24 protein-coding genes are annotated in these 23,659 nt (G+C 58.5%); 11 read left to right on the top strand and 13 right to left on the bottom strand.

The genetic code is table 11. The features are described from left to right. Window positions 1-189: hypothetical protein (locus AACY50_RS01485; RefSeq protein WP_339538065.1), on the top strand; the 189-nt coding region annotated here is incomplete at its 5' end. A gap of 75 nt (window positions 190-264) precedes the next feature. Here AACY50_RS01485 and msrQ read toward each other — a convergent pair. From msrQ to AACY50_RS01455, 6 genes are all read right to left on the bottom strand, one after another. Continuing rightward, the gene (gene msrQ, locus AACY50_RS01480) at window positions 265-888 is read right to left on the bottom strand and encodes a protein-methionine-sulfoxide reductase heme-binding subunit MsrQ (protein ID WP_339538064.1); all 624 of its coding nucleotides are present in this window, start codon (window positions 886-888) and stop codon (window positions 265-267) included. After that, on the bottom strand, window positions 888-1,901 hold the full coding sequence (gene msrP / locus AACY50_RS01475) for a protein-methionine-sulfoxide reductase catalytic subunit MsrP (RefSeq protein WP_339432814.1): 1,014 nt from the start codon (window positions 1,899-1,901) through the stop codon (window positions 888-890). The genes msrQ and msrP overlap by 1 nt, the downstream gene beginning before the upstream one ends. Window positions 1,902-1,964: 63 nt before the next feature. Then, the gene (pssA, locus tag AACY50_RS01470; protein WP_339432813.1) at window positions 1,965-2,822 is read right to left on the bottom strand and encodes a CDP-diacylglycerol--serine O-phosphatidyltransferase; all 858 of its coding nucleotides are present in this window, start codon (window positions 2,820-2,822) and stop codon (window positions 1,965-1,967) included. Window positions 2,823-2,967: 145 nt separating this feature from the next. Beyond that, complete coding sequence (gene ilvC, locus AACY50_RS01465) at window positions 2,968-3,984, bottom strand: ketol-acid reductoisomerase (RefSeq protein WP_277759308.1); 1,017 nt, start codon at window positions 3,982-3,984, stop codon at window positions 2,968-2,970. Window positions 3,985-4,032: 48 nt separating this feature from the next. Beyond that, window positions 4,033-4,524 (bottom strand): acetolactate synthase small subunit, encoded by a 492-nt coding sequence (gene ilvN / locus AACY50_RS01460; protein WP_003205610.1) that lies wholly within the window; start codon window positions 4,522-4,524, stop codon window positions 4,033-4,035. Window positions 4,525-4,526: 2 nt separating this feature from the next. After that, on the bottom strand, window positions 4,527-6,251 hold the full coding sequence (locus AACY50_RS01455; RefSeq protein ID WP_339432811.1) for an acetolactate synthase 3 large subunit: 1,725 nt from the start codon (window positions 6,249-6,251) through the stop codon (window positions 4,527-4,529). A gap of 399 nt (window positions 6,252-6,650) precedes the next feature. On the opposite strand from AACY50_RS01455, the gene AACY50_RS01450 reads away from it, so the two are divergent. Beyond that, window positions 6,651-7,067, top strand: coding sequence for a DUF4124 domain-containing protein (locus tag AACY50_RS01450; protein ID WP_339466647.1), 417 nt, complete (start codon window positions 6,651-6,653; stop codon window positions 7,065-7,067). A gap of 18 nt (window positions 7,068-7,085) precedes the next feature. Here the strand turns inward: AACY50_RS01450 and AACY50_RS01445 are convergent, their stop codons facing one another. Genes AACY50_RS01445 through mrcB form a run of 3 tightly spaced genes read right to left on the bottom strand, consistent with a single transcriptional unit; the run spans window position 7,086 to window position 10,511 of the window. Further along, the gene (locus tag AACY50_RS01445) at window positions 7,086-7,421 is read right to left on the bottom strand and encodes a YqcC family protein (protein WP_221733590.1); all 336 of its coding nucleotides are present in this window, start codon (window positions 7,419-7,421) and stop codon (window positions 7,086-7,088) included. Next, entirely contained in the window at window positions 7,421-8,170 is a 750-nt protein-coding gene (locus tag AACY50_RS01440; protein WP_339432809.1) for a hypothetical protein, read from the bottom strand. Before AACY50_RS01440 ends, AACY50_RS01445 begins: the two co-directional genes overlap by 1 nt. Before the next feature lie 16 nt (window positions 8,171-8,186). Then, complete coding sequence (gene mrcB / locus AACY50_RS01435) at window positions 8,187-10,511, bottom strand: penicillin-binding protein 1B (protein ID WP_339432808.1); 2,325 nt, start codon at window positions 10,509-10,511, stop codon at window positions 8,187-8,189. A gap of 118 nt (window positions 10,512-10,629) precedes the next feature. Here mrcB and AACY50_RS01430 point away from each other — a divergent pair, with 118 nt between their 5' ends. The 4 genes from AACY50_RS01430 to AACY50_RS01415 all read left to right on the top strand — a co-directional run bounded on the left by AACY50_RS01430 (window position 10,630) and on the right by AACY50_RS01415 (window position 13,992). Next, a complete protein-coding gene (locus AACY50_RS01430; protein ID WP_339466644.1) occupies window positions 10,630-12,186 on the top strand; it encodes a bifunctional aminoglycoside phosphotransferase/ATP-binding protein in 1,557 nt (518 codons plus the stop codon). Window positions 12,187-12,277: 91 nt separating this feature from the next. Further along, window positions 12,278-12,622 (top strand): pentapeptide repeat-containing protein, encoded by a 345-nt coding sequence (locus AACY50_RS01425; protein WP_221733586.1) that lies wholly within the window; start codon window positions 12,278-12,280, stop codon window positions 12,620-12,622. Between the two features lie 286 nt (window positions 12,623-12,908). Continuing rightward, a complete protein-coding gene (locus tag AACY50_RS01420; protein WP_003228231.1) occupies window positions 12,909-13,181 on the top strand; it encodes a TfoX/Sxy family protein in 273 nt (90 codons plus the stop codon). Window positions 13,182-13,197: 16 nt separating this feature from the next. Continuing rightward, window positions 13,198-13,992 carry a Crp/Fnr family transcriptional regulator gene (locus AACY50_RS01415; protein WP_339538063.1) on the top strand — a complete coding sequence of 265 codons (795 nt, stop codon included), beginning with the start codon at window positions 13,198-13,200 and terminating at the stop codon, window positions 13,990-13,992. A gap of 332 nt (window positions 13,993-14,324) precedes the next feature. Here AACY50_RS01415 and AACY50_RS01410 read toward each other — a convergent pair whose 3' ends face one another. Together AACY50_RS01410 and AACY50_RS01405 are read right to left on the bottom strand one after the other, a co-directional pair. Further along, window positions 14,325-15,092: a heme ABC transporter ATP-binding protein gene (locus AACY50_RS01410; RefSeq protein WP_339466641.1), complete on the bottom strand. Its 768-nt coding sequence runs from the start codon at window positions 15,090-15,092 to the stop codon at window positions 14,325-14,327. Further along, window positions 15,092-16,075, bottom strand: coding sequence for a FecCD family ABC transporter permease (locus AACY50_RS01405; RefSeq protein ID WP_339493926.1), 984 nt, complete (start codon window positions 16,073-16,075; stop codon window positions 15,092-15,094). The genes AACY50_RS01410 and AACY50_RS01405 overlap by 1 nt, the downstream gene beginning before the upstream one ends. Window positions 16,076-16,357: 282 nt before the next feature. Between AACY50_RS01405 and AACY50_RS01400 the strand changes: the two genes are divergently transcribed. Further along, complete coding sequence (locus AACY50_RS01400; protein ID WP_339432804.1) at window positions 16,358-16,675, top strand: Rieske (2Fe-2S) protein; 318 nt, start codon at window positions 16,358-16,360, stop codon at window positions 16,673-16,675. Here AACY50_RS01400 and sfsA read toward each other — a convergent pair. Next, the gene (sfsA, locus tag AACY50_RS01395) at window positions 16,672-17,385 is read right to left on the bottom strand and encodes a DNA/RNA nuclease SfsA (RefSeq protein WP_339538062.1); all 714 of its coding nucleotides are present in this window, start codon (window positions 17,383-17,385) and stop codon (window positions 16,672-16,674) included. The two genes, AACY50_RS01400 and sfsA, sit on opposite strands and share 4 nt — an antisense overlap. After that, on the bottom strand, window positions 17,385-18,557 hold the full coding sequence (locus AACY50_RS01390) for a pyridoxal phosphate-dependent aminotransferase (protein ID WP_339432802.1): 1,173 nt from the start codon (window positions 18,555-18,557) through the stop codon (window positions 17,385-17,387). Before AACY50_RS01390 ends, sfsA begins: the two co-directional genes overlap by 1 nt. Window positions 18,558-18,891: 334 nt before the next feature. On the opposite strand from AACY50_RS01390, the gene dksA reads away from it, so the two are divergent. The 4 genes from dksA to AACY50_RS01370 all read left to right on the top strand — a co-directional run bounded on the left by dksA (window position 18,892) and on the right by AACY50_RS01370 (window position 23,637). Then, the gene (dksA, locus tag AACY50_RS01385; RefSeq protein ID WP_003228250.1) at window positions 18,892-19,335 is read left to right on the top strand and encodes an RNA polymerase-binding protein DksA; all 444 of its coding nucleotides are present in this window, start codon (window positions 18,892-18,894) and stop codon (window positions 19,333-19,335) included. A 213-nt stretch (window positions 19,336-19,548) separates the two neighbouring features. Beyond that, window positions 19,549-20,445 (top strand): tRNA glutamyl-Q(34) synthetase GluQRS, encoded by an 897-nt coding sequence (gluQRS, locus tag AACY50_RS01380; protein WP_339538060.1) that lies wholly within the window; start codon window positions 19,549-19,551, stop codon window positions 20,443-20,445. Window positions 20,446-20,522: 77 nt separating this feature from the next. Then, on the top strand, window positions 20,523-20,699 hold the full coding sequence (locus tag AACY50_RS01375) for a hypothetical protein (protein ID WP_003176118.1): 177 nt from the start codon (window positions 20,523-20,525) through the stop codon (window positions 20,697-20,699). Then, the gene (locus tag AACY50_RS01370) at window positions 20,683-23,637 is read left to right on the top strand and encodes a sensor histidine kinase (RefSeq protein ID WP_339432800.1); all 2,955 of its coding nucleotides are present in this window, start codon (window positions 20,683-20,685) and stop codon (window positions 23,635-23,637) included. The genes AACY50_RS01375 and AACY50_RS01370 overlap by 17 nt, the downstream gene beginning before the upstream one ends. Window positions 23,638-23,659: the final 22 nt, after the last annotated feature.

The raw sequence follows: 23,659 nt of genomic DNA, 5'->3' as shown, positions 1-23,659 counted from the left end.
GTCAAGTGGTTATTTTCAGAAGTTTTCGAAGAATTCTTCAACAACTTCAACCACTTGCGCCTTCGATCTCTCGTCAGCGGGAGGCGAATTCTACAGCGTTACACGCTGCTGTCAACACCTCTTTTTCAACTTCTTTCTGGCTTCGATGAACTGAAGCAACTTGCTGCCGAAAACCTCATAACTCATTGAATCTCAAGGAGTTTTCCGTTTCGACTGCGCCGGAAGTGGGGCGAATTATAGGCTTCCAGAATCTGCCGTCAACCGTTAATTTCGCTTTTCTTTCAGAATCTGCTTTCTAGCCAATAAACGCGGGACTCGACGAGCAACAGGAGGAACGCGCAGCAACAGAAGCAGAGCACCTATAAAAGCATAGACAGCCCACTCCTTGAGATCAGCCCGTACGATCCACAGCATATGCAGCAATCCAAGCCCAAGTATCACGTATACCAGTCGATGTAACTTCTTCCATCGAACACCCAAAAGGCGTTGACTGTAGCGATTGGAAGTCACCGCCAAAGCCAACAATCCGAGGAACCCCAGTGTCCCGACAATAATGTACGGACGTTTACGCAGTTCTACCCCTAGCTGGGACCAATCGAAACCCAGAATAAATGCCATGTAACTGCATAGATGTAGAACCACATAGGCAAAACACCAAAGCCCCAACTGCCGACGAACTGCGATCCACCCCGCCCATCCGGTCAGCTTCTGCAAAGGCGTCATGCTCAAGGTGATCAGCAACAACACCAACGTACCAAGCCCTAACCGATCAACCAGCACCTTGCCGGGATCGGGACCAAGCAATTGCGCAAAAGCCTGATAGAACCAAAGCAAGGGCCAAACCGCCGCCGCCATGAAAACGCCTATACGCCAGAACGGGAATCGCATCAGTAGTTCTTCCGCAAATCGAGCCCTGTATATAAAGAAGCGACTTCATCCGCGTAGCCGTTGAACATCTGCGTATCGCGCACGTTCGGCTTGAACAGGCTATTGGGCAAGCGCCGCTCCCGAGCTTGCGTCCAACGCGGGTGATCAACCGTCGGGTTCACGTTCGCATAAAATCCGTACTCATCGGCGGCAATACTTTGCCAGGTCGTCTTCGGCTGCTCACTGACCAGACTAATACGCACGATGGATTTAACACTCTTGAACCCATACTTCCATGGCACTACCAAGCGCAGTGGAGCACCGTTTTGATTGGGCAACTCACGGCCATACATACCAACCGCCAGAATAGCCAAAGGATTCATCGCCTCATCCAGACGCAAGCCTTCTACATAAGGCCAGTCGATCAGGGCAAAACCAGAGCGCTGTCCGGGCATGCTCTTGGGATCCTGTAGAGTCTCAAAGCGGATGTACTTGGCATTGGAGGTCGGCTCGACCTGTTTGAGCAACGCCGAAACAGGGAAACCGATCCATGGAATGACCATCGACCAGGCCTCAACACAGCGCAGACGATAAATGCGCTCCTCCAACTGATACGGCTTCATGAAGTCTTCGAGCGCGTAACGTCCGGGCTTACCTACCTCCCCGTCAACGACCACACTCCACGGCTCGGTTTTCAGCGAGCCGGCATTTGCAGCCGGATCCCCCTTGTCGGTACCAAACTCATAGAAGTTGTTGTAGTGGGTCGCGTCTTTATAAGGCGTAATCGCCTCACCCTTGACGTTGACCGCTCCCCATTTAGTAGAAGGAAGCTTTTCGGCAAACCAGGCAGGCGCTTTACCCGCCTCGACATCAGCATAGCGAGCGGCATCGTCGGCACTCGCCCAGCGCGGCAGGCTACTGACGGCGATAACAGCAGCAGTGGCACCAAGCAATTGGCGGCGAGAGAGGTAAATGGATTCAGGCGTGACATCCGACTCATGGCAGTCAGACGTTTGAGGGACTTTGATCAGCATGGCAACTCCGCAGCTTTGGAGGACAGATGCACCCATAGACTGCGGAGTATGCGGAAAATTACATCACTCGGCCTTTTTGTGCCGACGGAGATGCAACAGGTATTGCACAGGGCCGGACGCCGCATAAGCGAGGAAAACCAGCAGCAGAATGCGCGGTGGATCGCTGAAGACCACGGCAAACACCAGCACCACCGCGAGAATCGCCACGAAAGGCACGCGCCCTTTCAAGTCCAGCTCCTTGAAGCTGTTGTACTTGATATTGCTGACCATCAGCATGCCAGCAGCCGCCACCATCAACGCGACCAGAAACGACATTTTCGAGCCCTGAATGCCGTAATCACTGAACGCCCAGACAATGCCCGCCACCACGCCAGCGGCTGCCGGGCTGGCCAGACCGATGAAATAGCGTTTATCCGCAGTACCGACCTGGGTGTTGAAGCGCGCCAAACGCAAGGCCGCACCCGCCACATAGATGAAGGCGACCATCCAGCCGACTTTGCCCATGTCGCCCAGCGCCCAACCGAACGCCAGCAAGGCCGGCGCAACCCCGAACGCGACCATGTCCGACAGCGAGTCGTACTCGGCACCGAACGCACTTTGCGTATTGGTCATGCGCGCGACGCGACCGTCCAGGCCGTCGAGCACCATGGCGACGAAAATGGCGATCGCTGCAAAGGCGAAATACTTGCTCGCGTTCACTGAGTCGCCGGCGCTCAACGCAGCCTGGGCGCTCATCGAATTGATGATGGAATAAAAACCTGCGAACAGGTTTGCAGTGGTGAACAGGTTCGGCAGCAGATAGATACCACGATGCCGGACTTTACGACCTTCTGCGTCGTGCCCTTCTTCGATGTGCTCATCGATGGGCAGCATGCTTTCGGCGTCAGAAGCCTTGTTCGGCTCTTCGGGACGTTCGCTCATGGACATTACCTTGCAACGGTTTGGAAAAAATCGACTGTGTCTGTGACGACGGTTCGGCCACAAACGATGCAGCTTTATACCAGAACCACCGCCTCAAACGAAAAAACGCGGCCGAGGCCGCGTTTTTCGTACAAGAGACGAGGACTTAGTTTTTGGCTTTGTCGACGATCTTGTTGGCACCGATCCACGGCATCATGGAGCGCAGTTGCTCGCCGATGATTTCGATACCGTGAGCGGCGTTGTTACGACGCTTGGCGGTCATCGAAGGGTAGCCGGTTGCACCTTCGCTGATGAACATTTTGGCGTATTCGCCGTCCTGAATACGTTTCAGGGCGTTGCGCATGGCCTGACGGGATTCGGCGTTGATCACTTCAGGACCCGTCACGTACTCGCCGTACTCAGCGTTGTTGGAGATCGAGTAGTTCATGTTGGCGATACCGCCTTCGTACATGAGGTCAACGATCAGTTTCAGTTCGTGCAGGCACTCGAAGTAAGCCATTTCCGGCGCATAGCCAGCTTCAACCAGCGTTTCGAAACCGGCTTTCACCAGCTCAACGGTACCGCCGCACAGAACGGCTTGTTCGCCGAACAGGTCGGTTTCAGTCTCGTCCTTGAAGGTGGTTTCGATGATGCCGGTACGACCGCCACCCACACCAGCCGCGTAGGACAGCGCTACGTTTTTGGCGTTGCCCGAAGCGTCCTGGTAGATCGCGATCAGGTCAGGGATACCACCGCCTTTCACGAATTCGGAACGTACGGTGTGGCCTGGAGCTTTCGGCGCGATCATGATCACGTCGAGGTCGGCACGCGGAACAACCTGGTTGTAGTGGATCGCGAAACCGTGAGAGAAGGCCAGAGTGGCGCCTTTCTTGATGTTCGGTTCGATTTCGTTTTTGTACAGGGAGGACTGGAACTCGTCCGGGGTCAGGATCATGACCAGATCGGCAGAAGCCACAGCGGAAGCAACGTCGGTCACTTTCAGGCCGTGGGCTTCGGCTTTGGCAACGGTAGCCGAACCTTTACGCAGACCAACGGTAACGTCGACACCGGAGTCTTTCAGGTTGCACGCTTGGGCGTGGCCCTGGGAACCGTAACCGATGATGGCAACTTTCTTGCCCTGGATGATCGACAGGTCACAGTCTTTATCGTAGAAAACTTTCATGAATTTCCCCTATATATCCAGGCCGTTCAGGCCATTCGCTAATTTGGTTTAAATGCTGAGTACTTTGTCGCCACGAGCGATGCCGGTCACGCCGCTACGGACGGTTTCCAGAATCGATGCGGTGCCGATGGACTGAATGAAGCTGTCGAGCTTGTCGCTGGTACCGGTCAATTGAACGGTATACACGCTCGCGCTGACATCGACGATCTGTCCACGGTAGATATCGGTAGTGCGTTTGATCTCGGCGCGCTGAGCGCCAGTGGCCTTGACCTTGACCAGCATCAGTTCGCGCTCGATGTGAGCACTTTCCGACAGGTCCACCAGCTTGACCACTTCGATCAGCTTGTTCAGGTTTTTGGTGATCTGCTCGATGATTTCATCGTGGCCAACCGTGGTCAGCGTCAGACGCGACAGTGTCGGGTCTTCGGTTGGGGCCACGGTCAGGCTTTCGATGTTGTAGTTGCGCTGCGAGAACAGGCCGACTACGCGAGACAAAGCACCGGGTTCGTTTTCCAGAAGCAAGGAAATAATGTGCCGCATGATTAGGTACGCTCCGTCTTGCTCAGCCACATATCGCGCATGGAGCCGTCTTTGATCTGCATCGGGTAGACGTGCTCACTGGTGTCGACCGAAATATCGATGATCACCAGGCGATCTTTCATGGCGAACGCTTCTTCCATCTTCGACTTCAAATCTTTCGAATCGGTAATGCGCACGCCAACGTGACCATAAGCTTCAGCCAATTTGACGAAGTCAGGCAGCGATTCCATGTAGGAGTGCGAGTGACGGCTGCCGTAGCTCATGTCCTGCCACTGACGAACCATCCCCAGAACACCGTTGTTCAGAATGACGATCTTCACCGGCAAGCCATATTGCAGACAGGTCGACAGTTCCTGGATGTTCATCTGGATGCTGCCTTCGCCCGTCACGCAGGCAACGTCCTCATCCGGGAAGCTCAACTTGATACCCATGGCCGCCGGAAAACCGAAGCCCATGGTGCCCAGGCCACCGGAGTTGATCCAGCGGTTCGGCTTGTTGAACGTGTAGTACTGCGCAGCGAACATCTGGTGCTGACCCACGTCGGAGGTGATAAAGGCATCGCCCTTGGTCACTTCGCACAGGGTTTGGATCACGGTCTGTGGCTTGATCTTGCTGCCGTCGCCCTTGTCGTAAGGGAACAGGCCGCGATCACCGCGCCATTCATCAACCTGCTTCCACCAACTGGCCACGGACTCCTTGTTCGGGGTCTCGCCGATGTCCTTGAGAATCGCGACCATTTCGGTCAGGACGCTCTCTACCGGCCCCACAATCGGCACGTCGGCCTTGATGGTCTTGGAAATCGAAGCCGGGTCGATATCGATGTGAATGATCTTGGCATTCGGGCAGAACTTCGCCGCGCCGTTGATCACGCGATCGTCGAACCGCGCGCCGACAGCCAGGATCACGTCAGCATGGTGCATCGCCAGGTTAGCGGTGTAGCTGCCGTGCATGCCGAGCATGCCGATGAACTGACGATCGGTGCCAGGGAACCCGCCCAGGCCCATCAGTGTGTTGGTCACTGGCAGGTTGAGCATTTTTGCCAGTTCGGTCAGCGGTGCGGAACCGTTGCCCAGAATCACGCCGCCGCCGGAGTACAGCACTGGACGCTTGGCCGCCAGGAGCATTTCTGCTGCCTTGCGGATTTGCCCGGAGTGACCGCGAACGGCCGGACTGTAGGAGCGCAGCTTGGCTTTCTTGGGGAAGACGTATTCGAACTTCTCGGCCGGGTTGGTCATGTCTTTCGGGATATCGACCACGACCGGGCCCGGACGACCGGATTGTGCCAGGTAGAAGGCTTTCTTCATGACTTCCGGGATTTCCGAGGCGTGCTTGATCATGAAGCTGTGCTTCACGATCGGCCGGGAGATACCGATCATGTCGGTTTCCTGGAACGCGTCGGTGCCGACCATGGTGCTTGGCACCTGACCGGAAATGATCACCATTGGAATCGAATCCATATAGGCCGTGGCGATACCGGTGATGGCGTTTGTGGCGCCTGGACCGGAAGTCACCAATACCACGCCGGCTTTACCGGTGGCACGGGCATAGCCGTCAGCCATATGGGTAGCCGCTTGTTCGTGACGAACCAGGATGTGGGTCACTTCCGGTTCTTTGAACAGGGCATCGTAAACATGCAGGAGAGCACCACCCGGGTACCCGTAAATATATTTGACGCCTTCGTCACGCAAGAAGCGGACGAGCATCTCACCGCCAGATAAAAGCTCCACGTTGTTCACCTCTAAAACGCCAGAATACCGTCCACAAAATAGGGGCGGGTCTTAATAGGTTTACTTCTCGGCAGAGCATGAGCGACGGTGGTCGCCGACTACGTCAGCACTGACTGAGCAAGTATTGGGATCGTCCCAAGTGTTGCGGGCCTTTCCCACCCAGCGCGAGGTAACGCGTTGCGGGTGTAACAGGTCGGCGCGGATGTGCGCCTCATGATCTACCGAGAGGGTCTGCTTCTGGCAGTCCCTCTACAGCGGACTTTGGATTCTTCTGTTTCGCCCTCTCCAAGTCAAGTCGTCTGTGTGCTTAATTGTGGGTAAGCACATGAGAACGCAAGAAAAAACCTGAAAACCGCTACTCTGTTAGCGTCAATTGCGCAATTTTGCCAAGGAATCAGCATGCGAACGCTCCTCCTCACACTGCTGATCGGCCTCAGCCCCTGGTGCTCGGCCGCTCAGATCTACAAATGGGTCGACGCCCAAGGTGTCACGCATTTCGATGCACAACCTCCCCAAGGCCAGCCGTCCACCTCTGTGCAGACACCCTCCTCGCCCGCGCCGAAACCTGCGGCAATGCCCGGTAGCGGCGCACTCGGCGATCAGAAAGCCATCGACGCCAAGGTCCAGAAACAGGTCGCCGACCAGCAAGCGCAGCTCAAAGCATTTTGTGAACAGGCACGCACCAACCTTGCGCAATTGCAGAACAATCCGCGCTTGCGGGAGGAAGTAGAGGGAAAATTGCGACGGCTTGATGATGCGCAGCGTCAAGAGCGCATCGGCGAAACGCAGAAGCAGATAGCGGAAAACTGCCAGTAATGACTGGCAGCTTCCGGTTCAGCGCGAAGCAGTAATGAGCAGGTCGAACTCTTTGAGCAATACCTGAAGCTGCCGATCCTTGCCCTGCAGATTGCGCTGGGCGAAGACCATTTCAGCCATTTCCTGAATACCCGAGGCATTAGGTAACGGCAGATCCTGTTCGAGGATCATCTTCATGCGTGGCAGGAATATCCATTGCAACCACTGCTCGAAATCGAGCGTGTCGACCGAAAACGGCTCGACACTGCTCAAGGCTTCGGCGGACGGCGAGACTTCATCCCACATGCCCTGCGTACGCAGTTCACGCTCGATCAACAAAAGCTGATCGGCGATTTTCGGAAAACGACTGTCCATCACAGCGAAACCTTGGCCTTTTGACGGGCCAGAGCGGCACCAGCGGAGTCCCCCTGCTTCTCACGGGCCTGCGCGATCAGTTCCCACAGACTGGCCTGTAAATCCGGACGACCGTTGGCCAGGGTCAAGGCACGACGGGCGAACTGTTCGGCCTGCGGCGCATCGCCTTGAGCCATGCGCACCTGCGCCAGGCGATAAAGCACTTGCGGCTCACGCGGGGCTACACGTTGCGCGCGCTCCAGGCTGGAAGACGCGCCGTTGAGGTCGCCACCGGCCTGTTGCTGTTGAGCGGTGGTCAGCAAGGCGAGAACCGGACCGTCCAGTTGCTCATCCGCTGACAAGCCACCGCCACTGTTGGCCGAAGGAATGCCACTTGGCGTCGAAGGCATGCTGTAGCTGCCGGAGTTGATCGGCGCCGCTTCCACTGGCGAAGGGTTGTACGGCCCCGGCGTGATGCCACCGGACGCCGGACCCGGCACGATCGGCGAAGTGCTGATCGGCGTCGAGGTGGTCGCGCCGCCACCTGGCACCATCACAACTACACCAGAGTCACCTTGTGGAATGGCCTGAGTCTGGCCCTGAACAGGACGCTTGACCGTGGTTTGACGGAAGCCGCCATTGGCCGAAATTCGTTCGCTGTTGGACACGGCCGTACCGGAATCAACCACCGGGATCGAACCACGCTGTACGGTAGAGCAGCCGCTGAGCAAAGCTACGGCGGTCACCGCTGGAATCAACCACTTGTTCACTTGAAACCCTCTTTGCTTAATTCATCCAGCCCTTGACCCAATCCATCACCGACTCGCCTGTAGCAGGCGTTTCGCCCGCACACGAGGCGCCGGGTGGCGGTTCGCTGCCGCGAATATACGGCATCTGCACCGCACCCGGGCAGTTGGCATCGGAGCCTTGCCCGGTATGAGAGTCAACCCACGCCTGTACGATGTTGTCCGGTTGCGGCATGTCCAGCGGCAGGGGATCGGCCTTGCGCATGAAACTGGTCCAGACCTGCAACGCACCGGTGGCGCCGGTGAACGGCGTCTTGCCGTTGTCATCACGCCCCAGCCACACCACCGCCAGCACGTCCTGACTGAAACCTGCGAACCAACTGTCGCGAGAATCGTTACTGGTGCCGGTCTTGCCGGCCAGGGTCAGGGTTTTCGGCAGCACGTTGTAAACCGATCTGCCGGTACCTTCACGCATCACGCGCTGCATGGCGTTCTGGATCAGATAGATGGACGCCGGATCAAAACGCTGCTGAATCTGGAACGGATAACGCTTGAGCGGCTCGCCTTCGGCGGTCAGTACGCTGCGGATCCCGCGCATTGGCGTGTTGAAACCGCCGTTGGCCAGCGTCTGGTACATGGTCGCCACTTCGATCGGGGTCATGCCGCCGGCGCCCAGCAACATCGACGGGTATGCCGGAAACTCACGCGTAACACCCAGGCGCGCCAAGGTCTTGAGTACATTGGGCACACCCACTTCCAGACCGAGACGCGAGGTCGACAGATTGTAGGAATGCGCCAGGCCCTGATAAAGGAACACGGTGCCGTGGGAGCGGCGATCATAGTTCTGCGGTTTCCACACCTGACCGTCGGCACCTTTGACCGCTAGCGGTTCGTCAGACAACCAACTGGTCAGTGTGTACTGACTTGGTTTCTCCAGCGCGGTCAGATAAACCGCTGGCTTGATCAACGAACCCACCGGACGCACGGCATCGAGTGCCCGGTTGAATCCGGCAAAACTTGCCTGCCGGCTACCGATCATCGCCTGTACTTCACCGGTTTCCGGGTTGGTCACGACCATGGCCGCTTCCACATCATCGGAGCCTTTGCGCCCTGACAGACGTTTAAAGGTGTCATTGACCGAGGACTCGGCCTTCATCTGCAGAATCGGGTCGAAACTGGTGAAGATCCGCAGGCCTTCTTCGGTCAAGTCTTCGTCGCGATAGTCTTCGCGCAACTGGCGTTTGACCAGATCCATAAAGCCTGGAAACGAGCTGTCCGCCAATTTGCCGCGAGTGGTCACACCCAATGGCATTTTCTTCGCAGCTTCGACCTGCTCTGCCGTTGCCACGCCTTGTTGCTCAAGCACGTCGAGCACCAGGTTGCGACGCTCAAGCGCACGCTCGGGGTTGCGACGCGGGTTGTAATAGGACGGGCCTTTGACCATGCCGACCAGCAACGCTATTTGATGCAGTTTCAGCTCGGACAAGGGTTGACCGAAGAAAAACTGGCTCGCCAGACCGAAACCATGCACCGCGCGCTGGCCATCCTGACCGACGAAGACTTCGTTGAGGTACGCCTCAAGGATGTCTTTCTTGTCGTAATGCAACTCCAGCAACATCGCCATCATTGCTTCGGTGAGCTTGCGGGTCAGGCTGCGTTCATTGGTCAGGTAGAAGTTCTTGACCAACTGCTGGGTCAGCGTACTGCCGCCCTGAGTCATCTTGCCGCCGGAGGTATTGACCCAGATGGCGCGGGCAATCGACTTCGGCGATACACCCCAGTGACTGTAGAAATCGCGATCTTCTACAGCAACGAGGGTGTCCAGCAGATACGGCGGCACCTGATCGATCTTGATCAGAATGCGGTCTTCAAGGTTTTTCGGGTAAATCCCGCCGATCAGCAGCGGTTCCAGGCGAACCACGGACAATTTCGAACCGTTGATTGCCGAAAGCTCAGCAACGTAGTCACCGGAGAAGCGCACATGCACCGGCTGCGGTTTCTCCATACCTTCATAAAACTGGAAGCCACGGGTATTCAGATCGACGGTATTGCCGTTGACCGCTGCGGAGCCCGGCCCATTGCTCACGGCTTCGCGGCGATAGCCCAGGGCATCGAGTTCGGTGAGGAAATCGTTTTTGCTGAGCTTTTGTCCGACGAACAGCTCAAGCGGACGCGCGTACACCTTGGCCGGGATGGTCCAGCGCTTGCCGGAGAACTTCTCCTGCACCACGGCATCGAGGTAAACGGCGAATCCGGCCAGCACCACAAGGCCGACCAGACTGAGTTTAATGGCCCAGCCCAGCCATGGGCGCAGGCCCTTGGAAGGTGGTTTTTTCTTGGTACGGGGAGATCGAGTTCGAGTCATGGCGGCGGATTATACGCACTTTATTCAGACTCGACAGAAGCGCTCCGAGGTTTGCGTCGGGCTGGCGAGCGGCCATAATGGCGACCTCGAATTTCCCCCAGCCTCTGAAGGATCGCCCGTGAGCCAGTCACTGATCGCTGCCCTGCAAAACCCGGCCCTCTACCCGCACCCCGTCGAAGGGTTCCAGGTCATCGAAACCCATATCTCGTGGGTGATCCTCACCGGCCCCTTTGCTTATAAAGTGAAGAAACCGGTGAATTTCGGCTTCCTCGACTTCACCAACCTCCAGGCGCGTGAGCATTTCTGCGGCGAAGAGCTACGCCTGAACCAGCGTCTGACCGACGATTTGTACCTGGAAGTGCTGCCCGTCACCGGCAGCGTCGAAGCGCCACAACTGGGCGGCGATGGCCCGGCTATCGAATACGTGCTGAAAATGCGCCAGTTTCCGCAAACCGGTTTGCTCAGCACCCTGCAAGCCAACGGCGAGCTGACCACCCGGCACATCGATGAAATGGCCGAGCAGATCGCCAAATTCCACCTCAGCGCCCCGAAAGTCCCGGCCGAGCATGACGCGGGCACCCCGGACAGCGTGATGGCGCCGGTATCGCAAAACTTCGAACAGATTCTGCCGTTCCTCAGCGACAAAAACGATCTGCTGCAACTTGAGGCACTTAAAGCCTGGGCCGAAAGCAGCTTCGCCCGCCTCAAGCCACTGTTCGCCCAGCGCAAGGCCGAAGGCTTCACTCGCGAGTGCCACGGCGATATCCACTTGGGCAATGCCACCGTCATCGACGGCAACGTGGTGATCTTCGACTGCATCGAGTTCAACGAACCGTTCCGTTTCACCGACGTCTGGGCTGACACCGGCTTCCTGGCGATGGACCTCGAAGACCGTGGTCTGAAATCGTTGGCTCGCCGCTTCATCAGCCAGTACCTGGAACTGACCGGCGACTATCAAGGCATGGAAGTGCTGAACTTCTACAAAGCCTACCGCGCGCTGGTTCGCGCAAAAGTGGCACTGTTCAGCATGCCGGCAGACGCGACCCCGGTGCAGCGCGCCACCACCCTGCGTCAGTACCGCAACTACGCCAACCTGGCGGAAAGCTACAGCACCATTCCTTCGCGGTTCATGGCGATCACCCACGGTGTTTCCGCCGTTGGCAAAAGCCACGTGGCCATGCGTCTGGTCGAAGCACTGGGGGCAATTCGTCTGCGCTCCGATGTTGAGCGCAAGCGTCTGTTCGGTGAGCAAACCGTCGCCAATGATGTGCAGGCCGGCATTTATAGTGCCGATGCCAGCACCGCGACCTACGCACGCCTGCATGAAATCGCTGAAGTGATCCTGCACGCCGGTTATCCAGTGGTGATCGATGCCACTTACCTCAAGCGCGAGCAACGTGACAACGCGGCGCAAATCGCCGAAGCCACTGGTACGCCGTTCCTGATCCTCGACTGCAATGCGCCGCAAGCGGTGATCGAGAGCTGGCTGGCCATTCGTCAAGCAGACAAGCAGGATCCATCCGACGCCACGCTGGCCGTGATCGAAGCTCAACAAGCCAGTCGCGAAGCGCTGACGCCGGAAGAAATCCTGCGCAGCAAACGTGTGCAGACCAATGAATCCGGCACGCTGGACACCGTGGTGGCGCAGATCCGCCAACGCCTGCCAGGCCTGTAAGAAACTATTTCGGCCGTGAAGCCCTCGCTCGCTTCACGGCCGTCAAATAGTGGCACTATACTGGCGTCATAAAACCAACAGGTGATGTGACATGAGCCAACCCAAACTTCTCGACACTCCGCTGTATGCCTTGCTGCACAAAGATGACATCACGGGTTTTAACAAAGAGCGCCCGAAAGACGGGCCGATCGACATGGTCGGCGGTGACTTCCGCGGTCTCGACCTGCGCGAACTGAACGCCGATGGCGTGGATTTCCGGGACGCGTATTTCCGCTCCGCCGATCTGCGTGGCATCGATTTCCGTCATGCCTCGCTGGAAGGTGCAAGCCTGGCCCACGCACAGATTTCCGGTGCGTACTTCCCGCCGGAGCTCAGCGCTGACGAGATTCTGATGTCGATGAATTTCGGGACGCGCCTGCGTTATCGCACCCGCTGATAGCTCTGACACGACGCCCACCCTGTGGGGGCGAGCCTGCTCGCGAAGACGGAGTGTCAGTTACCCTGATCGTGAAAGTCAGACCGCTTTCGCGAGCAGGCTCGCCCCCACATTTGATATTTGTTTGCACCCATCTTTCTGCGTTCGCAGGCCTTTCACCCCGCCCGGTTGTCGTTTCTTAGAAGCGTTTGCGTTGATTGCAACCAAACAACCACGCTTTTCCTACTGATGGCTACACTCCTGAGAAGCTCGCCCACGCACCATTCGGCCGTCGCAAGGAGGCTTGATGAATGATGAACTGCAACACCTGAAGAATCTTGGCAAGACGTCAGCGCAATGGCTGCATGCCGTGGGCATCCACAGCGCCTCGGACTTGCGGCGCCTGGGCGCGGTGGACGCCTACCGGGCCGTGCGTACCCGCGGGTTTCGCGCATCGAAGGTGTTGCTGTATGCGATTGAGGGTGCGCTCATGGATGTGCATTGGAATGACATCCCAGCCGAGCGCAAGGACGCCCTGAACAAGCAACTCGAAGCCATTTCCTCGCGTCACAAGAATTGAACAGGCGCTGACCGTTATGTACCTGCTAGGGGAACAATCGGCGCTTGCCGACGCACTGATCAATCGTTTGCAGAACTTGCCGGCGCAATGGCTGGAAGGTCTGGCGCCGTGCGCAGAAACCCTGGAGTTGGGCGCGACGGATGACCTGATGGCGCAATTACCCGGCGATCAGATGTTTCTGCTGACCGATGGCGTGATCAACGGCTGCATAGGCACCCGGGCGCTGTTTTACTGGCAGGAAGGTGACTTGATCGGCCTGCAGCGCGGTGACGATTGGGCTGATTGCCGTTTGCGCAACGATGGACCAGTGCGTTTGCTGCCCTATCGGCGCAGCGATGTGTTCCAGCATTTGTATGCCGAACCGGGCCGGGCGGATCAGTTTCTCGAGTATTTGCTGGGACAAATGGCGATCCTGGCTCACGCGGTGGCTGAGTTGAAACCTCGGGAGTTTCGTAGCACCAATGGTTTTAAACGGGTCGACGCTGGAGAAACCCTGATTCAGCAAGGCGATGCCGCCGATCACGTATTTGTGATCATCGACGGGCACGCCGAAGCCTTCGTCGATGGGCACAAGGTCGGCGAGGTGCCCAAGGACGAGATTTTCGGTGCCATGGCGGTGTTCACCGGCGAGCCACGCAATGCCACGGTCATCGCCTGCGAACCGAGTACGGTGATGTTGATTCCCGGTGATCAGTTTTTGAGCCTGACCCGCACCAATCCGAAGATCGCCCACAGCCTGATCGAAAGCATGGCGCGGCGCATCGATCAACTGAACAAGCAGATCAGCCAATTGAGCTCGAACCGAAATTAACGCCAAGCCCACTTTTCTCTGGGCCGGGCGCCCATTGACGAGATGAAATCAGGGGAATGGAAAAACAGTGGTTGACTCGGTAATGAGAATCGCTATGATTATCACAACTGATCGCGAGATCGGTCGATATTCTGAAAAGCCCTTGGTTCGGACTCTCAGATTATCTCCTCATCAGGCTAATCACGGTTATTTGACCCGGTTTTTACCGGGTCTTTTTTTGTCTGTGGAAAAATCATTTGCCGAACTCGCGGCGCGGCGACCTGCTGAGACCCCGCGAGCAACAACACTGCCAACGGCCACATCCCACGCATGCAATCACCTCGATGAAAACATCAGCGGGCGATGATCAGCGGATGCCCACGCTCCGGGTGCGGCTGCACCAATACTTCAAGACCGAACACGGCTTTGAGCATATCCGGACGCAACACTTGCTGCGGCGTATCCAGTGCAACCGGACGCCCACCTTCGAGCAGCAACACGCGATCACAATAACGTGCCGCCAGATTCAGATCATGCAGGATCACCAGCACGGCAGCGCCGCGATCGGCAAACTCGCGCACAGCCTGCAAGGTTGTGTGCTGATGCAATGGGTCAAGCATCGACGTCGGCTCGTCCAGCAGCAACGTTTGCCCAGCCTGCCCCGGCCAGAGTTGCGCCAGCACCCGCGCCAGATGCACACGCTGGCGCTCCCCGCCCGACAACGCCAGATAACTGCGACCGCTCAGATGCGCAGCGTCAGCCGCTGCCAGCGCCGCAGCAACAATCTCGTCATCACGTACCCGACCACTTTGATAAGGCAAACGGCCCATGCCGACCACTTCTTCAACGCGAAAGGCAAAATCCAGCGTCGACACCTGCGGCAACACCGCCAAGCGCTGAGCGCGTTGCGTACCGCTCCAATGGCTCAAGGCTTCGCAGTCGAGGGAAACTTCGCCCTCACTGGCCGTCAATTCGCCGCACAAAGCACCGAGCAAGGTACTTTTACCGGCGCCATTGGGGCCCAGCACGCCGAGCACTTCGCCCGGTTTGAGTTCCACGCTGACCCCGCCAAGGACAGTCTTGCGGCCGCGAAGGATATGCACGTTGTGCGCACGCAACATCAGGCACGCCCTCGCAACAACAGATAAAGAAAGAACGGCGCACCGATAAACGCCGTGACAATACCGATTGGCAACTCCGCCGGCGCCAGCGCCAGACGCGCCAGCAGATCCGCCAGCAACAACAGACTCGCCCCGGCCAGCACAGAGGCTGGCAGCAACACTCGATGATCGGGACCTGCCAACAACCGCACCAGATGCGGCACCACCAACCCGACAAAACCGATCATCCCCGCCGCTGCCACTGCCGCGCCGACACCCAGCGCCGTGCAGAACACCAATTGGCGCTTGAGCCGCTCGACATCAATGCCCAAATGCCCCGCCTCGGATTCACCGAGCAGCAAGGCATTCAACGCTTTCGCCCGACGCGGCAGCCACAGCGCAACGCCGGCGCTGATGATCAACAACGGCCACAACCGCGCATAACTGGCGCCGTTGAGGCTGCCCAGGTTCCAGAACGTCAGCGTGCGCAGGGTTGCGTCGTCCGCGAGATAGGTGAACAGTCCGACCGCCGAACCGGCCAGCGCCGTCAGCGCGATCCCCGCCAGCAACAGGGTTGCAACGTTGGTTTGCCCATTGCGCCGGCCGAGTCGGCAGACCAGCGCCGTCACCCCGAGCCCGCCGAGAAACGCACACACCGATAACAGATAAGGCCCGAACGATTCAGGCAAACCGCCAAAAAAAGAGCCGCCGACAATCGCTATCGCCGCCCCTAACGCCGCGCCACTGGAAACACCGACCAGCCCTGGGTCCGCCAGCGGATTACGAAACAACCCCTGCATCGTCACGCCAGACAATGCCAGTACACCGCCGACCGCTAGCCCGAGTAACGTTCGCGGCAGGCGAATCTGCCCGAGAATCAGTTCGGCCTGCTCCAGCCCCTCCGGTGCCAGCGGCACACCGATCAGGCGCAAAGCCGCGCGTAACGTATCGAACAGCGGCAGACTGACCGGGCCGAGCGCCAATGACAGCCAGATCGCCAGCACACACAGGAGCGTCAGGCCAATGAACAAGCCTCGGGGTTTGACCCGTGTGGTCATGGGTTGCTCTTGGCCGGGTAGAAAGCGTCAGACAGGGTTTTCACAACGCGCAGACTCAGGCGCATACACAGCTTCCTTTAACAAGGTTTCCCGGGCGTCTGGGTGGCAGGCCAAGTATCCTCGGCATCAGGCAAACGCCGGTGGGCGAAGGCCGCCATTTGATAATTGCTTGCATTTAAACGTCAAGCTCGAACATATCCGAACACGAGCCAACATTAGAGGATAGCCATGAAGTTTCTCTGCGCGGGTGCCGATCTGGCCGAGGCCGGCAGTCGCGGTTTTGATGTCGACGGAAAAAAACTGTTTGCCGTGCGCCGCAACGGCCAGGTCTATGTCTACCTCAATCGTTGCCCGCATCGAGGCGTTGGCCTGGAATGGCAGGCGGATCAGTTTCTCGACCCGAGCAACAGCCTGATCCAGTGCGCCACCCACGGCGCACTGTTTCTGATCGAGGACGGTGAATGCGTCGCAGGGCCCTGCGCCGGGCAATCGTTGACCCGCATCCCCTGCCGGGAAGACGTACAAGGTGTGTGGATCACCCTTTAACCGCTGAGCAGTACCTCCAACCGACGATCAATGAACATTTCCTCATGGTTCAACCGCACACCGTACGCCAGTACTTCAACGCCACTGGCAACCGCTTCACGTAGCGCCTCGGCATAGGCCGGGTCGATTTCCACGGCCGGACGCACCGCCTCAATCCCGGTGAGACTCACGCAGTACAACTGCACCGCACGAATCCCGTCCCGCGCCAGATGCGCCAGTTCACGCAAATGCTTGGCGCCACGCTGGGTCACGGCATCGGGAAACGCCGCCACATTCGTGCCATCAAAGCCCAAGGTGACGCTTTTCACTTCCACATACGCCGGGCCGCTCGGGTATTCGAGGCGAAAGTCGATGCGGCTTTTTTCCTGTCCGTAAGCCACTTCGCGCTTCAACGCGGTAAACCCGTTCAACTCGGTGATGACGCCAGCCTGCAAGGCTTCTTCGACCAGCCCGTTGGCGCGCGCGGTATTGACACAAAACAAACGGCCCTGCGGGGTTTCGCCGATTTCCCAAGTGCCGGGCAATTTGCGTTTCGGGTCGTTGGAGCGACTGAACCAGACTTGCCCGCCCTGGACCTGACAATTGAGCATCGAGCCGGTGTTTGGGCAGTGAATCGTCAGCAACTCGCCGCCAACGGTTTCGATATCGGTGAGAAAACGCTTGTAACGACGGATTAGCCGCGCCTCTTCCAGAGGAGGATGAAAACGCATCAGCCTTGCCAGCTCTTCAAGCCACGCGCGATCCGCTCCACCGCTTCCTGTAAGCGAGGGAGGTTTTGCGTGTAGGCAAAACGCACATGGTGGCTGGCCTGATAGCGTCCGAAATCCAGACCCGGGGTAAACGCAACGTGCTCGGTTTCGAGGAAATGTTGGCAGAACGCGAAGGCATCGCCGCCGAACTGGCTGATATTTGCATAAAGATAGAATGCACCTTCGGGTTCCACGGCAATGTTGAAACCCAGTTCGCGCAACGCCGGCAGGAGGAAATCGCGGCGACGGCCGAATTCGGCGCGGCGCTGCTCCAGAATCGCGATCGTGTCAGGTTCGAAACAGGCCAGCGCCGCGTATTGCGCCATGCTCGGTGCGCTGATGTAGAGGTTCTGTGCGAGCTTCTCCAACTCGCTGACCGCCGCATCCGGCGCCACCAGCCAACCGAGGCGCCAGCCGGTCATGCCGAAATATTTCGAGAAGCTGTTGAGGACAAATGCGCTGTCATCGACTTCCAGCACGCTCGCCGCATCGGTGCCATACGTCAGGCCGTGATAGATCTCGTCTACCACCAGATGGCCGTGCCGGGCCTTGATGGCGGTGGATAAGCCGGCCAATTCATCGCGCGTCAAAATGGTCCCCGTCGGGTTGGCTGGCGAAGCAACCAGCGCGCCAACACTCTCGTGGTCCCAATAGCGCTCGACCAGATCCGGAGTCAGTTGATAACGCACGTCCGGCCCGACGGGCACTAGCTGCGCAGCGCCTTCGACCAACCGCAGGAAGTGGCGATTACACGGGTATCCGGGGTCCGCCAGGAGCCAGTGCTTGCCGGGGTCGACCAGCAAGGCGCTGGCCAGCAACAGTGCGCCGGAGCCGCCCGGGGTGATCAGAATGCGTCGCGGATCGATGCTCAAGCCATAACGCGATTGGTAGAAACCGGAAATTGCTTCGCGCAGCTCAGGAATGCCACGGGCAGCGGTGTAACGGGTTTTGCCCGCCGTCAGCGCGGCTTGGCCGGCACGGATGATTGGCTCTGCGGTCGTGAAGTCCGGTTCGCCAATCTCCAGGTGAATGACATCGTGCCCCTCGGCCTGCAATTCATTGGCCCGCGCCAGCAGCGCCATCACATGGAACGGTTCGATCGCACGACTGCGCGCACTGTAGGGCTGAGCCATTGGCCTTCCTTCGACGAGGGAAAAGAAACGATTCTACCCATCTGCCGGAACGAGCGAGAACCCGCAGAGGTCACAGCCTCAAGAACTCTGGATTGTAATGACACAAGCGTACGCTCCAGGATTGACTAAAATCAGTGATTGAACAGGTCTTCCACACCGCCAGACACGGCTTGCCAAACATTTGCAAGCGCCACCCGCCGGGGCCTCGACATCCGGGAGTAGCGCAGGCCGAATTGATCTGGTAAGTTCGCCCGCTTGCAGCCGCAGGGCCGGCAGGTGTCGGTGATGGAGCAATCCTGCGCAATGGATTACAAGAGTAGAGGCGGTCCATTTCATGCCCACCCAAGCAAAGCAACAGCAACAAGCGACGATCAGCGGCTTCGAACCTTATGTTCCGAAGGCTGGCGAAGAGTACATGGGCGCCCCGATGCGAGCGCACTTCACCAAGATCCTGAACAAGTGGAAACAGGACTTGATGCAGGAAGTCGACCGTACTGTTGATCACATGAAAGACGAAGCGGCCAACTTCCCTGACCCGGCCGATCGTGCCAGCCAGGAAGAAGAATTCGCCCTCGAACTGCGCGCCCGTGATCGCGAACGCAAGTTGATCAAAAAGATCGACAAGACGCTTGAGCTGATTCAGGACGAAGAATACGGCTGGTGCGAGTCCTGCGGCATCGAGATCGGCGTCAAGCGCCTCGAAGCCCGTCCTACCGCGGATCTGTGCATCGACTGCAAGACCCTGGCGGAAATCAAGGAAAAGCAGGTCGGCAAGTAATTTCGACCTGAACAAAAAACGGAGCGTGCGAACGCTCCGTTTTTGTTTCTGCCTTTTGCCTGCCTTCTCTGTTTTCTCTGCCATTGCGGGAGGGGACTTGCTCCCGAATACGGTGTGTCATAAACAGAGATGTTGACTCATAAACCGCATTCGGGAGCAAGCCCCCTCCCACAACGGTAATGCGCGCGAAACCTGAAAAGTTATATGGCTCCCATGACTGCCAAAACCTCCCCTGCCTACATCGGCCGCTTCGCCCCAACCCCCAGTGGCCACCTGCATTTCGGTTCGCTGGTCGCAGCGCTCGCCTCCTATCTCGACGCCCGCTCTGTGGGTGGTCGCTGGCTGGTGCGCATGGAAGATCTCGATCCACCCCGTGAAGAGCCCGGCGCGCAGAGCGCGATTCTCAAGGCGCTGCAAAGCTATGGGTTTGAATGGGACGGCGAGATGGTGCGCCAGAGTGATCGGCACGATGCCTATGCCGAAGTCCTCAACAGCCTGTTCAACCATGGTCTGGCCTACGCCTGCACTTGCTCGCGCAAACAACTGGAGCCGTATCACGGGATTTATCCCGGGTTTTGCCGCAATGCCGGGCACGACCAGCAGGATGCCGCTATCCGCCTGCGTGTGCCGGAGCTCGAATACCATTTCATCGACCGCGTGCAAGGCGAATACCGCCAGCATCTGGGCCGCGATGTCGGCGATTTCGTCATCCGCCGTCGCGACGGCCTCTATGCCTATCAACTGGCCGTGGTGCTTGACGATGCCTCGCAGGGTATTACTGACATCGTGCGCGGCGCCGATCTGCTCGACTCCACCCCGCGCCAGCTCTACCTGCAGGAGTTGCTGGGCCTGCGTCAGCCGCGTTATCTGCACCTGCCGCTGATCACTCAGCCGGACGGCAACAAACTGGGCAAGTCCTACCGCTCGCCGCCACTGCAAGCTGATCAAGCCACGCCGTTGCTGCTAAGGGCCCTGCGCGCACTGGGGCAAAACCCCGGCGCCGAACTCGAATATGCGACGCCGCAGGAACTGCTCAACTGGGGCAGCACCCACTGGGACGCCACGAAGATCCCGCGCACACTGACCCTGCCCGAAGCACAACTGCGATGACGACACTTGCAGTCGCGCCGCCATCCGTTACCATCGCCGCACGTTTTCGGGCACGCGCATAAAAAAGAGAGGCCGGGATGTACATCTATCGCTTGGTCCTGCTTTTGGTCGTGGGGATCTATCTGTTTTCTCCCGCCATCATGGATTGGTGGATCGACGCTACGGGCGCCTGGTATCGCCCCTATCTGCTCTGGCTGATCCTGATTGTCGTGACCTTCATCCTGCAGAGCCAAAAAGATGCCGATGAGCTTTAGCCTGACCCAGATGATCCTGATCAGCGCCGCGTATCTGGCGGTGCTGTTCGGTGTTGCCTGGATCAGCGAACGGGGCATGATCCCGCGGGCGATCATTCGCCATCCGTTGACCTACACCCTTTCGCTGGGGGTTTACGCCAGTGCGTGGGCGTTCTACGGCACGGTGGGCCTGGCCTATCAGTACGGCTACGGCTTTCTTTCCAGTTATCTCGGGGTCTCTGGCGCGTTTTTGCTGGCGCCGGTGTTGCTGTATCCGATCCTGAAAATCACCCGCACCTATCAACTGTCGTCGCTGGCCGACCTGTTCGCCTTCCGCTTTCGCAGCACCTGGGCCGGTGCGCTGACCACGATCTTCATGCTGATCGGCGTGCTGCCGTTGCTGGCGTTGCAGATTCAAGCGGTGGCCGACTCCATCGGCATTCTGACGGGCGAGCCGATTCAGAGCCGCGTGGCCCTGGCGTTTTGCGCGCTGATCATTTTGTTCACGATTTTCTTTGGTTCACGCCACATCGCCACCCGCGAGAAGCACGAAGGGCTGGTGTTCGCGATTGCCTTCGAGTCGGTGATCAAACTGATCGCTCTCGGCGGCGTTGGCCTGTATGCGCTGTACGGCGTGTTCGACGGCCCGCAACAGCTTGAACTGTGGCTGTTGCAAAACCAGACCGCCCTCGCCGCTCTGCACACGCCGCTGCAGGAAGGCCCGTGGCGTACGCTGCTGCTGGTGTTCTTCGCCTCGGCCATCGTGATGCCGCACATGTATCACATGACCTTTACCGAGAACCTCAACCCGCGCTCCCTCGTCAGTGCCAGTTGGGGCCTGCCGCTGTTCCTGCTGCTGATGAGTCTGGCGGTGCCGCTGATCCTGTGGGCCGGTCTCAAGCTCGGCGCCACCACCGATCCGGAATACTTCACTCTCGGCATCGGCATTGCCGCCAACAGCAAACCCTTGGCCTTGCTTGCTTATGTCGGCGGGCTGTCGGCCGCCAGCGGACTGATCATCGTCACCACCCTGGCGTTGTCAGGCATGGCGTTGAACCATTTGGTGCTGCCGCTCTATCAGCCGCCCGCCGAAGGCAATATCTACCGCTGGCTGAAATGGACCCGTCGAGCACTGATCGTCGCGATCATCATGGCCGGTTTCGGTTTTTACCTGATGCTTGGTGCCGAACAGGATCTGGCCAACCTCGGCATCGTCGCGTTTGTCGCGACCCTGCAATTCCTGCCCGGCGTGTTGTCCGTGCTGTACTGGCCGACCGCTAACCGGCGCGGCTTTATCGCCGGGCTGCTGGCCGGGATTCTGGTCTGGGTCGTCACCATGCTGCTGCCGCTGGTCGGCAATCTGCAGGGTTTCTACATTCCGCTGCTGAACATGATTTACGTGCTGGACGACACCAGTTGGCACATGGCGGCCATCGCGTCGCTGGCCGCCAACGTGCTGATGTTCACCCTGATTTCGCTGTTCACCAATGCCAGCCCCGAAGAGGCCAGCGCCGCCGAAGCCTGCGCGGTGGATAACGTACGCCGTCCGCAACGCCGCGAGCTGCACGCCGCCTCGCCGCAGGAATTCGCCACACAACTGGCCAAACCGCTCGGCGCCAAAGCGGCGCAGAAAGAAGTCGAACAGGCCTTGCGCGACCTTTACCTGCCCTTCGATGAGCGTCGGCCTTACGCCTTGCGCCGATTACGCGACCGTATTGAAGCCAACCTCTCCGGGCTGATGGGGCCGAGTGTGGCCCAGGACATGGTCGAAACCTTCCTGCCGTACAAGGCCGGCGGCGAAAATTACGTCACCGAAGACATCCACTTCATCGAAAGCCGCCTTGAGGATTACCACTCGCGCCTCACGGGCCTGGCCGCCGAACTCGACGCACTGCGCCGCTACCACCGCCAGACCCTGCAGGAACTGCCAATGGGCGTCTGCTCGCTGGCCAAGGACCAAGAGATCCTGATGTGGAACAAGGCTATGGAAGAGCTGACCGGGATCGCCGCGCAGCGCGTGGTCGGCTCGCGCTTGAGCACCATTGGCAATCCATGGAAAGAATTGCTCCAGGGCTTTATCAACCTGCCGGACGAACACTTGCACAAACAGCATCTGGCACTCGACGGACAGACCCGCTGGCTGAACCTGCACAAAGCGGCAATCGATGAGCCGTTGGCACCGGGTAACAGCGGTTTGGTGTTGCTGGTAGAAGATTTGACCGAAACCCAGATGCTTGAAGACAAACTGGTCCACTCCGAGCGTCTGGCCAGCATCGGTCGTCTCGCCGCGGGTGTCGCCCACGAAATCGGCAACCCGATCACCGGCATCGCTTGTCTGGCGCAGAACCTGCGCGAAGAACGCGAAGAAGACGACGAGCTGACCGAGATCAGCGGACAGATTCTCGAACAGACCAAACGCGTGTCACGCATCGTTCAGTCGCTGATGAGTTTTGCCCATGCCGGCGGTCATCAGCATAACGACGAGCCCGTTTGTCTGGCCGAAGTGGCCCAGGATGCCATCGGGCTATTGGCGCTGAACCGGCGCAATTTCGAAGTGCAGTTCTACAACCTGTGCGACCCGGATCACTGGGTCGAAGGTGACCCACAACGCCTTGCCCAAGTGCTGATCAATCTGCTCTCCAACGCTCGTGACGCCTCGCCTGCCGGCAGCGCCGTGAGGGTCAAGAGCGAGGCCGGAGAACACACGGTCGACCTGATCGTTGAGGACGAAGGCAGCGGTATTCCGAAGAACATCATGGACCGATTGTTCGAACCTTTCTTCACCACCAAGGATCCTGGTGAAGGTACCGGTCTGGGCCTTGCACTGGTCTATTCCATCGTTGAAGAGCATTATGGACAAATCACCATCGACAGCCCGGCTGATGTACAAAGCCAGCGCGGCACCCGTATCCGGGTGACCTTACCGCGTCATGTCGAAGCGACGTCCGCTGTGAACTGAGACCGTCGAGAGTATCGAATCA

Source organism: Pseudomonas sp. RA_15y_Pfl2_54 (genome assembly GCF_963971015.1).
Taxonomy (GTDB): Bacteria; Pseudomonadota; Gammaproteobacteria; order Pseudomonadales; family Pseudomonadaceae; genus Aquipseudomonas; species Aquipseudomonas baetica_A.
This window is presented reverse-complemented; position numbering and strand designations above follow the sequence as displayed.